The sequence below is a fragment of the Pseudomonas sp. KSR10 genome, assembly GCF_022355455.1.
GTDB classification, from domain to species: Bacteria; Pseudomonadota; Gammaproteobacteria; order Pseudomonadales; family Pseudomonadaceae; genus Stutzerimonas; species Stutzerimonas stutzeri_E.
In genome coordinates this window covers 302,875-313,838 of sequence record NZ_JAKOEN010000004.1, presented here as the reverse complement: position 1 = coordinate 313,838, position 10,964 = coordinate 302,875, and the positions used below count along the sequence as shown (strand labels likewise).

The window sequence follows — 10,964 nt, the reverse complement described above, 5'->3', positions numbered from 1 at the left end:
GGTCGAGCCACTGGTGTTCACCTTGCCGGCATCACCGGCCACCACGCCAATCAACTGCACATTGCTGAGGTCTGCGGCTGTGGTGCCGTCGTAGACCTTGTCGGCCACATCGGCCGTGGCCGTCAGAGTTTTCCTGTCAATCGTCCCGATGTCGCCGCTGACGCTCGAGGCATCGACTTGATAGCCGTAAACCTTCACATCGCCGTTGGTTGCTTCGGAAACCTGGACATTGTCTACCGTGACCCCTTTGCCCGCCCCGGCGTTTTTGTCTGCGTAATAAGCGTCACCGAAGGAGATGACATCGATGGTGTCTCCGTCGATTGCACCACTCATTGCGAAGTGAGTCGAGGCATCGACGGTTGCGTCCGTGTTGCCGTCATAGGTCTTGCGAACCTCTCCGGTCAATTCGACCGTGACCTTCGGTGCGTAGGTATAGACATGGCCGTTGCCAGTGCCAAGTATCGGCTGACCATACCCAGTGGCGTACTGCTTGAAGTCGATGCCGAGCCCGCCCCGCACGTCATCCCATGGATTGGTCGAATACGTGAGCCAGCGACCACTGCTGTTGGTTGCGAGCAATGCGTTGGCCCCAGCGTTGTTGACGAAGTTCCGCGCCGCAACCAGCACCACGGCGTCACCGCTACCCTGGGCGGTGACGCTACCGCCAGCGTTGATGACCACATCGCCCTCGCCCGCCTGGGCGATGACATGGCCGGTCGCGTTGCTGTTGCGCAACTCGCCGTCGATCCGGATGTTGCCGTTAAGCAACGTCAGGTTGTCGTTGGCATTGAAACCGAACCCGGAGGCGTCCACGGTGGTGGTACCGCTGCCATCCTCGCGGCCAATGGTAAGGTTCTTGATGCCTACTAGGCTGCTGATGTCCGTAGCCGGCGCACTCGCATCGAGGAAGATGCCGCCGCCGGCGTTGCCACTGCTGCTGTTCAGATTGATATTGGTCGTCGCGTCGTAGGGCTCCAAGCGGATGCTTGCCGTAGACAGGTTTTGCAGCGTCGCACTGGTGAAATCGACATTATTCGCCCTGAGTGTCAGCAGGTCGTCGCCGGTGTCCAGATTGACCGTACTGGTGAAATTGATCGCGCCGTTGGTATAGATCGAGGCGCCCCCGAGCATGGTCAGCGGCGTGTTGAAATTGACATCTCCACTCAGACTGAGCAGGCCACCCAGCTTTTTCTCTCCAGTGGACGAACCGAGTTGCTTGGTGATGCCACCAGGAATGGCATCGCCGAAGTACAGGCGCCCATTGCCCAACGTGATGTCGCTAAGCAGCGTAGCGCTATACCCATTGCCGCCGAATGACAGATAAAGATTGCCGTCATGAGTGGTGATGTCAGCGCCCTTGTTGATCACCAGGTTTCCGGCACCACCTTTGTTGACCCCGGCATCCGAGTCCACGGAAATGCGCACATAACCGCCATTGGTCTGGAGCGTGCCGGCCAAGGTTGCCCCGTCCGCGCCGAGAACGGTGATGGTGCCCGCACCTGGCGTGCCGTTACCGATCTGATCGACGAGATGTGCCGGGATGTCCGCCACGTCTGGATTGTCACCTGGGCCATGAGCGATCAGATTGAAGACACCCAGATTGCCGGTCAGCCCAGCGGAATTACTCTCCCCGATGGAGCCAGTACCGCCCCCTCCGGCTTGCAGATAGATGCTCCCGGTGCCGAATACCTCCAAGGTGTTCTCGGCGTTTTCAAACGTAATCATGGTGCGGGTGCTACCGCTGTTAACCACTTCCGCGCGGAAACTGACGTCTTCCTGCATGGAGATCTTGCCATCACCGCCGTTCTGGGCGAGATCACCGAAGTGAATACGCTCGGTCGCCTGCAGCAGTACGTTAGCCGCCTGGGCTTCCAGCGCCTTTTCAGTGACCGTGGCGCCCGTAATCGAATCCCCAGCGTTGCCGCCGCCGACAATATCGATCCGCGTCGGATCGAGCAGCAGATCGCCCGTGCGACCCTTGGCGGCGCGAGCATCGGTCAGGCCGGCGTAGTGCAGCGTCTGCTTGCCAGACACCTCGGCCTTGCCGCCGTCGCCGCCCTGCTCGCCGCCGCGCACGGAAATTTTGCCGGCAAAACGGTTGTCACCGTCCGACCAGGCGACCACGGTGCCGCCATTGCCGGTGCCAATGGCGTCCGCCTTGAAAGTAGCGTCCTTGCTCACGGTCACCTGGCGAGCGTTGGCGACGCTGGCGTCCCGTCCCTGCCAGCCACCGCCGACTTTTATAGTTCCGCCGCCAGTAGCGCCGCTGGCATCCAGCGTTGCGTTGGCGACGGCAATGTGTTCCCCGGTCACGAGGATGTCGCCGCCCTGGCCCTGGTCCGAGGAGACATCGAGCGTGCCCGCCACCTGGGTCAGACCGCCCTCTGCGTCTCCATCGAGCAGAATGCGTCCGCCGCGCTCGACGAGCCCTTTGGCCTCGATAATGCCGGTATTGTTGATAACGCTGTTGAGCGCGGCGTCGGCCGATCGCGCACTGAGCGCAACCATTCCGCCGTCGGCGCTGATGTGCCCATCGTTCTGCACCAGGGCATCGAGCACGCCTCGCTCGACATTGACGCTCACCAGCCCGTCGCCATGGAAGTCGAGAGCAACCTTGTCACCGGCCGCCAACACCGCGCTACCGCCTGGTGTATGGATGCTGCCGCTGTTACTGACCTGCGGACCGATCAACGCGACTACACCGCCCTCCGCAGCGTTGATCGTGCCCTGGTTGATCACGGCACCGGCACCCGTTCCCGCGTTCAACGCAGTCTTGCCGGCCAGGAAATCCTCGTCGCTGATCTGCAGTGATGAAGCCACCAGGCCACCGACATTCACTTCGGCGCCGCGGCCGATCACGACCCCGTTGGGGTTGAGCAACCAGACCTGACCGTTCGCATCGAGCTTGCCCAGGATCTGACTGGCGCTACCGCCACCGATCACCCGGTTCAAGGCGATGCTGTCGGCGCCCGGCTGATGGAAGGTGACGCCTGAACCGGCGCCCACATCGAAGCTGTTCCAGTTGGTTACTAGCTTGCCGCTGGACTGGTTGATCACCATCTGATTGCCGTTTTGGGAAATAGCACCGCTACCGCCGACTATCGTCCCTCCGGTAGGGAGATCGGCGGCATGGACGGCGCCGATGCTCAGCAGACCCAGGGCGGCTAGAAAACCAACGACACCACCGCGCTTGCCACGGGCAGCGGTATGTTCGGAAACGGCAACGAAAGCCTGTTCGGCATCGCTCCAGACAAGGCGGTAAACATGGTTCAACGAAGCGCTCTTCATGCGTTATTCCTTTTTCGAAAAGACCGATACGGTGATGTCAGAAAGCCAGCGATGCCTGTAGCCAGGCGCGCCAGTCGCTTGAGCGTCCGTCGGCGTCCAATCCGGAGATGCCACGGCCTGGGTTGTTGTCCAGAGTGCGAGCTACAGCGGTGCGAACAGTGAAATCGCCCACCCATACATTGGCCCCAAGACCTACAGCGTGCAGGTCGTAGCGGTTGGTATCGCCCGCGTTGTTGATCGAGCCCGCCCATTCATCCTCGTGCAGCCAGATACGGCCGGTGTCGACGAAGCCGAGCGTCTGCAGCTTGACCCCCGGAAGCCCCAGGTCGAGATTGCGCCGTAGCTCGAGGGTGGCCAACCAGCCCTGGTCGCCGGACGCCTCGCCCACGGGATAGGCACGCACTCCGGCAGGGCCGCCCAGGAGGAATTTCTCCGATGAGTCCAGATTGCCGCTAGCCCATTGCGCGGAAGCGCCGGCGAACAGCGTCCAGTCGCTTGCCGCCCCAAGGTTCTGCAGACGCGACAGTCGCAGATTGAGCTTATGGAAGCCGCCATCACTCTGGGCTCCCATGCTGTCGGCGAATTCATCGCCACGGTTGCCGGATAGATCAAGCTGGCCGACAGTCAGAGCGATTCCAGCATCGGTAACGCCGCCCCCACCCAAGCCATCGAAGCGGTTACCAGAAAGCGCGACGTTGAAGTTGTTCAGCTCCCGGTCGCGCAAGTTGATGCCCAGCGCCCGATCTTCCAGAGCCTTGTATTCGTACGTCCCGGAGAGATTGAGGTTCTGCAGGCGCGAGCGGATCAGTGGATAGCTCAGGCCCAGGGATCCGCTCTCGGCGGTGCCGCGCAGGTTCAACGGGCGGAATTGCTCCTGGTCGACGTGATAGCGCAGGTACGACCCTGCGGCATGCAAGCGCAATCCGCTCGCCGTCAGCGGCAGGCTATAGCCGGCACCCACCACGGTGCTGCCGGTGGTCTTGCTGAGACCCAGGGAAAACTGGTCGCCGATACCCAGCGGATCAGCGAGGTTGAATTGAGCATTGGCGCGAGCACTGCCCGTGCTCCGGTTTCCGTAATTGTCGCCCGACACGCCACCGCTGAAGACCGGCCCTTGCTTGGCGCTGATCAGCAAGCGGCTGCTGCCGGGCTCGGTGCCGCGCTCAAGGGCGGATTGCGCGGTTATGCCGGGCTGGTCGTTGATGAGCAGCAGCGCACGTTCAAGATCTTCGGCGCGCAGTGCTTTGCCTTGGGGCAGCGCTGCCTCGGCAATGCCACGCAGGCGACCGGTCGAGCTGCGAGTCGCCCCGCCAACCTCGATGCGCGCCGCATCCGATTGCAATTTTCCCTTGGTCAGCGCGATTTCCAGATTGCCCTCGGTCAGGTCCTGACGCGGCAGGTACGCTCTGGCCAACACATAGCCGCGACCACGTAGATAACGGGTCAGGCTGTCGGTTAGCTGTTGGAGCCCGGCGTGGTCGAGCGTCTTGCCCACCATGGGGCTAACCAGACGCTGCAGATCTTCAGTCTCGGCCAACTCCGTGTCGCCGGAAAAGCGGATCGAGCGAAGGGTCACGCGCAAACCGGACTGCCCTTCGCGCACGGCATCGGATGGCAGTTCGAACGCAGGCGGCGGCTCGGTGGATTGCGGTGCGGATGGCTGGCTCTGCTGATGCTCGTTCAGCAACTGACCGGCATCCGGCAGACTTTGAGCAAAAATCCAGGGCGCAGCAGCCGAGCCAGCCAACGCAACGCTCCACCGCAGCAGACGCTTGCCCACATAAACGAAATCCTGTTCACGGACTGCCATCGCCAAACTCCATAAAAACCGTAATGAATGCCCGTCCCGGGTGTTCGGCCGGTCGAGTTGCGGCGAATTATGCGTAGAGTTCAACAGCGCAAAGTTTGCGAGAGCGGACGTGAGCTTTGCTGCAGCGGATGGTCGAGGATTAATCCGTTGCGGCCTGACGAACGGCTATGACGCGGGGGGGCACGGTACCGAGCGTGGCGCCTATCAGTAGCGCGCCCTGACCGTCATGCCTGCCATGCGGGGCTCCCCTGTAAGCACACCGTAATCGCCCGCGCCAAGCAGGGCATAGACGGCACTGACGGAATGGCGGTCGAACAGGTTGCGCACCCAACCTTCGACCTCCCAGCTACGGTCCGAGCGGCGCAGGCCAAAGCGCAGATGGGTCAGTCCGTAGCTCGGCTGATAGCTGCCCTCACCACCTTCGAGGGTGCCGTAATAGCCGCTTCGGAAGCTGTAGTCGACGCCGCCAAAGCTTTCCAGCCCCGGCACCAGCGGTTGCCAGTAATCGAGCCCGGTCGACACATTCCATTCGGGTGCGTTGTACAAGCGTTTGCCGCTCAGGTCGCACACCCATTGGCCCTCGCCGGGTGGGCAAGGCGCGTTGCGAAACGCGCCATAACGCGCATCGCTCCAGGCGACGCCCAGCCGCAGGTCAGTGCGAGGATGCACGCGCCAAGCGGAGTCGAGCTCGATTCCCCTCAGGCGTACCGCGCCGACGTTGATGAGATTGTCACGCAACGGAGGCGCGAATAGCGTGGCCGGAGGGCTATAGGTCAGCGCCTGATAATCGTCGACATCCGTCTGATAAAGGGTCAGGCCGGCCCGCGCACGGTCGTCCCAGAAGCGACTTTCAAGTCCCAATTCGAACGATGTGGCCCGCTCTGAGCCGAACGTCGGTGCTGCCGTAGGGCCCACCACGTCGAAATTGATCCCACCCGTTCGGTATCCGCGTGACCAGCCAGCCCGGCCCGTAACGGCATCGGAAAACTGGTATCTGAACCCGAGTTCACCGGTCAGGTGTCGTTCTTCGGTGGAGTCACGCCGGTAATATGCTCCACCCAACGCAATTTGCCGAAGTAACTGACCGCCACCCTGAATGACTGGCGGCAGACCGTTCAGAGAGGCCAGGTCCGCAAGCTCCCGGGACATCCAACCTTGCTTGTGTTCTCGCCCGTAGCGAAGCCCTCCCTTCAGTTCGACGCGCTCAACGGGACGCCACGCGAGCGCTCCGAACACCGCGCGGCTTTCCGACTCCTGTGCACCGGCATAGCGCTGACTCGCACCGTTGAGCAAGGACGTCGGGATCTGAGCTGGATTTTGAAAGCGGATGCCGAACAACTGCTCGATTTCATCCAGACGATCACCGACGAACCAGGCAGCCGCATCGTCGCCAAAGCGGACAGCGGTCTCACGCCGAGCGTCCTGGCTGAGGTAATAAGCACCCGTTGAATAATCCAGGCGCGGACCGACCGACCCGCTCAAGCGCAGCTCCTGACTGAACTGCCGGTGCCGCAGATCGACATTTCCCTCGGCGACCCTAAGCGGCGTACTGTCGCCATCTCGCTTGCTGAGATAAGTCCAGTCACGATGCGCGCTGATGCTGGTCAGCTGCATCGTCGGCGCCAGCGCCCAGTTCAGCTCCAGCGAAACGGCATCCTGCGACACCCGACTGCCGGTCGGCGCGTCATGCTGGACTTCCCGCTTCTTCGGGTCGGTCGCCGGCAGATCGTAGCCGACAAAAGCGGCCCGGCGGCGTGTCTGGTCGCTGTAATGGCTAGCCATCAGTACGCTTCCCGAATCATCCGCCCGCCCATGCTCGCCCACCAGACGCGCACTGAACGCCTCGGTGGGGGTCCACAGCAGCTGTCCCCGCAGCCCTTGTTGATCCTTGTCGTTCAGCCCCGCGCCGCTGTAACGATTCTCGACGAGCGCATCGCGCTCGGTATGAAAGACGCCCAGCCGACCGGCCAGCACCCCGTCCTCCAACGGCCCTGAGAAACTTCCGCGATGCTGCCGCAAGCCCCGAGAACCCACACTTGTTTCGCCACGTGCCTCGAACTCCGGACTCGGTGGTCGGGTCACGATGTTCAACGCCCCGGCACTGCTGTTCTTGCCAAACGCGGTGTTCTGCGGCCCACGCAGCACCTCGACTCGCTCGATATCCAGCCAGTCGCCGAGGGCCATGCCCTGACGGCCGAGATAGACTCCGTCAACGAAGACCCCAACGCTGCCTTCCAGCCCATCGTTGAAGGCCGTCGCGCCGTATCCGCGCATCCCGAAACCGATATCACGGGCGTTGTGGCCAGACAGCACCAGACCCGGGACGCGTTGCTCGAGTAGGCTGGGCGCGTGTCCACCAGGGCGCTCCACGGCCTCTCCCTCCACCAAGACGACGCCACGCCGCGCGTCCTCGTGCAAGGAACTGTCAGCGTCTGCGGTGACCGTCATGTCGTCGAGCAACAGCTCCTCTCGTCGAGAATACCCGGCATCGCCTGAAGGTACGGTCTCCGCCATGGAGGCAGATGAGACTGCCAGCATCACAAACAGCATCATTACGCGCGAAGAACTCAAGAGCCAACCTCGGTAGTGATCGTTTGCCTTTGACGACATGCCCGCTCATCTATGCAGCGAAGCAGCTCACCGTTCGAAGCCGGTTTGATCAGCACGGCATCGAACTCGAGCTGTTCTGGGTAGCCAGACGGCCGTCGCGCGGGCGCCGCCGAATAAAGCACCACCGGTGTCCCTGGCCACTCTCTACGCACCTGACGCAGGAATTCCCAGCCGTCCAGATCAGGCATCATCTGATCGGTGACGATCAGGTCGACGGGATCATCGGCGAGACACCCAAGCGCCTGGGCAGCGCTGATCGCCGTCGAAACTTCGAAGCCATATCCGCCCAGCAGATCGGCCAGCCATTCCACGTTCTGCTCGATATCGTCAACCAGCAGGACGTGCCGCCCCGCTCCGTTCAGTGCCGTTGGTGGACCGTCCGAAGCGGAAAAATCGATGTCCTGCTCGGTCGCGCAGGCGAGCTGCACGGTGAAGCTCAGCCGGCTTCCGCCTTCTGCGGGCGCCTCGATTTCCAGTTCGCTGCCCATGCGCTGCAGCAAATCCTGGACGATCGATAACCCAAGCCCACTGCCCTCGTACCGCTGCGCGTTGCGACCACGCCCGAACGGCCGCATCAGTTGCTCGCGGTCCTTTGGATCGAGTCCTATGCCGGTGTCGGTGACGCAGAAGCGCAGTTGCACCTGATTCGGACGAATATTGTTCACGCAGCACACCTCGAAGCGGATGCTTCCCTCGGTGGTGAACTTGGCCGCATTGGCCAGCAGATTGATGAGAACCTGCCGCAGCCGCCGAAAATCGGCATGTACCAGTACCGGGAGGTCCTGCGCGAATTGGGCTTCGAACGCGTTGCGCTGGCGGGTAGCGAGGAAAGCGGCCTCGTCCTCCACTTCACGCAAGAAGCCATAGAGATAGCCGGGTGCGAGCGACAATTCCATTTGCTGCAGCTCGCCAGAGGAGAACTCCAGCAAGTCGTCGATCAGTTCCAGCTGCCGCCGCGTGTTGCGCTCGATCTTCTGCGGATAGTCATTTTCTGCGCCCGTCTGTAACAAGCGGGCATATTGGATCACGCTCACCAGAGGCGAACGCAGATCATGACTGATCCGAGCGATCAGCCCGCTGCGCGCGCGCAGCGATTCGCGCAGCTGTTCGGTACGCAGGGCCACCGTTTGCTCGAGGCGTTCGTGCTCGGCCTGTTTGAGATGATCGAGGTCGAGCAGCGCTCGCTTTTCCCTGGATCTGGCGCGGCTTACCTCGACCGCAAGGGTACATAACAGCAGTAAGACTCCCGGTAAGGTCGACGCCAGGCTGTAGCGCTGCTCAGGCGATTGCCAGGGAATGCTGCTCAGTTCGAAAAAATAGCGAGCAGCCAACAGCAACATGAATATCAACGGCAGCAACCAGGCCAGCCAGTCGTAGCGCACACCTCTACGCCAACCGACCAACAGCGTCAGCGGAAAAAGCAGATAGATGCCTTTCATTACCATCAGGGCGGCATCGCCTCCCTGGGCCGGGTCTATCAACGACCATAGGCGTGCACCCGCATGCGCAACGAATTGCAGCCCGAACAATACACCGATGGCTCTGGGTAACTGACCGACACGCAGTACCACTGCGGCGTAGCCCAGAAAGCATGCAAACGAGATCACGCTGGCCAGCACCGTCAGCTCTCGCGTCCAACTGAGCGCCGCCGGCCAGAGCACCAGATAGCCATTCAGAACACACGTCAGCAGAATGTAAGAACTGACGGCGCCGGCATGCACCACGACCAGGCAGGAGCGGAAGATCGCACCGATCATCAGGCTGAACAGGGCCACCAGACATACGATGCCAAGGGTGATTCCGTCCCACAGGTCCGTGGACTGCCGATGTTGGAAGCGCGCCAGATCGGACCAGAGTTGGGGGTTGATCAATATCTGCGTACCGCTGGCGACCCGAGCGACCAACACGACCGATTCACCAGCCTCCAGCGATACCGGGAAGAGCGGCTGCCGCGCCGGATACGACCATTCGTTGAGCGGATAAGCGCTTCCCGCCCGCATCGATTCCCAGCCACCCGGCACCGGTTTATAGACGCGCACGTCTTCCAGACGCGGCGCACCCACCGTCAGCCAGCGCGAGCAGCTGCTCGATCCCTCGTTCTTCAATTCCAGGCGGAACCAAAACGCCGAGTGGGTATAGCCCGCAGGCGGCACCTCCGCCTGGGCGCCGGATTCACTTTCAAAACGCGCCAGAACGCGGGCTAGGCTCAACGTCCCGCTACGGTCTTCGATCATCCGAGTAACGGGCAATAGTTTGACGTGTTCGTCTTTACATGCGTCCACGGAGACCGTGCCATGCGCGAGGCCCGAGATCGAAAGACAGAACCCGAGCAGCAGACGGCAAAACCGCGACCCAATCATGCGGAACGGACCGAGTCGGCCTCGCAGATGCCGTGGATCTGTTGACGGAACTGGGTAGGCGTAATCCCCAGCCACTGGCGGAATGCTGTGGTGAAATTGCAGGCGCTGCGAAAGCCGACCAGCTCGGCGATATCCTGGATGCTCATGGAACCGTCGGTGAGCAGTTTCTGACCGCGACGCAAACGAGCTTCGCGGATATAGCCGAAAACGGTCGTGCCCAAGTGCTCACGAAAAATCATCGACAAGCGCTTCTCGTGTGTCCCTACCATCCTCGAAATGACCGACAACGACGGCAGATCGTCCAGCCTTTCCTCGACCAGACGCATCGCCGCCCGAAGAATCACCTGATCGGGTTGGTCTCCATCGGCCGTCTCGTGCGAGGGTGCGGCGCAGGGCTCATCACGCCATGTCAGTTGCAGATGGATGCGGATCCGAGCGAGCACTTCCTCTGGTTCACAGCACTTGAGTACGTAATCGACTCCACCCAAGGTCAATCCCTCCAGCCGCTCTTCCAATGCACCCGAGGAGGTCAGAAACAGAATCGGAACGCGGCGTGTCACCGACGCTTCGCGCAATAGGCGACACAGACTGAAGCCGTTCATCTGAGGCATCCTGACGTCCAGCACGATGAGATCTGGTCGAGTGGCCAACGCTCTCTGATAGCCCTGGTAGGCCTCGGTTGCCACCGAAACTTTCCATGCCTGCGCTCTGAGAAGCGTGAGCAATCCTCTGAGTTCATCCGGCGTATCGTCGATCACCAATACATGCGGCGCGCCTTGCTGTGGCAACCCGGTCTTCTGAAGATCCACCATGCTCCCTGCCTCTTCATTGTGTGGATGTCACGTATTCACAGCGGCATCACCCAAAGCGTGAGCGAAGACGCGCCAGTCATTTGA

The 10,964-nt window shown here is 61.7% G+C and carries 5 protein-coding genes; all 5 read right to left on the bottom strand.

All coding sequences use genetic code 11. The annotated features are described in order from the left end of the window. On the bottom strand, window positions 1-3,288 hold a 3,288-nt coding region (locus MCB86_RS02205; RefSeq protein ID WP_239609457.1), incomplete at its 3' end, for a filamentous hemagglutinin N-terminal domain-containing protein. A 37-nt stretch (window positions 3,289-3,325) separates the two neighbouring features. Next, entirely contained in the window at window positions 3,326-5,098 is a 1,773-nt protein-coding gene (locus MCB86_RS02200; RefSeq protein ID WP_052679301.1) for a ShlB/FhaC/HecB family hemolysin secretion/activation protein, read from the bottom strand. A 204-nt stretch (window positions 5,099-5,302) separates the two neighbouring features. Beyond that, window positions 5,303-7,669: a TonB-dependent receptor gene (locus MCB86_RS02195; RefSeq protein WP_239609456.1), complete on the bottom strand. Its 2,367-nt coding sequence runs from the start codon at window positions 7,667-7,669 to the stop codon at window positions 5,303-5,305. Further along, window positions 7,666-9,990 carry a 7TM-DISM domain-containing protein gene (locus MCB86_RS02190; protein WP_230623598.1) on the bottom strand — a complete coding sequence of 775 codons (2,325 nt, stop codon included), beginning with the start codon at window positions 9,988-9,990 and terminating at the stop codon, window positions 7,666-7,668. The genes MCB86_RS02195 and MCB86_RS02190 overlap by 4 nt, the downstream gene beginning before the upstream one ends. 74 nt (window positions 9,991-10,064) lie before the next feature. Further along, window positions 10,065-10,880 (bottom strand): DNA-binding response regulator, encoded by an 816-nt coding sequence (locus tag MCB86_RS02185; protein WP_045162048.1) that lies wholly within the window; start codon window positions 10,878-10,880, stop codon window positions 10,065-10,067. Between the last annotated feature and the right edge of the window lie 84 nt (window positions 10,881-10,964).

Excerpts from the sequence above, each read along its gene's own strand:
- MCB86_RS02185 (WP_045162048.1), bottom strand. The coding sequence starts at position 10,880 with ATGGTGGATCTTCAGAAGACCGGGTTGCCACAGCAAGGCGCGCCGCAT.
- MCB86_RS02200 (WP_052679301.1), bottom strand. The coding sequence starts at position 5,098 with ATGGCAGTCCGTGAACAGGATTTCGTTTATGTGGGCAAGCGTCTGCTG.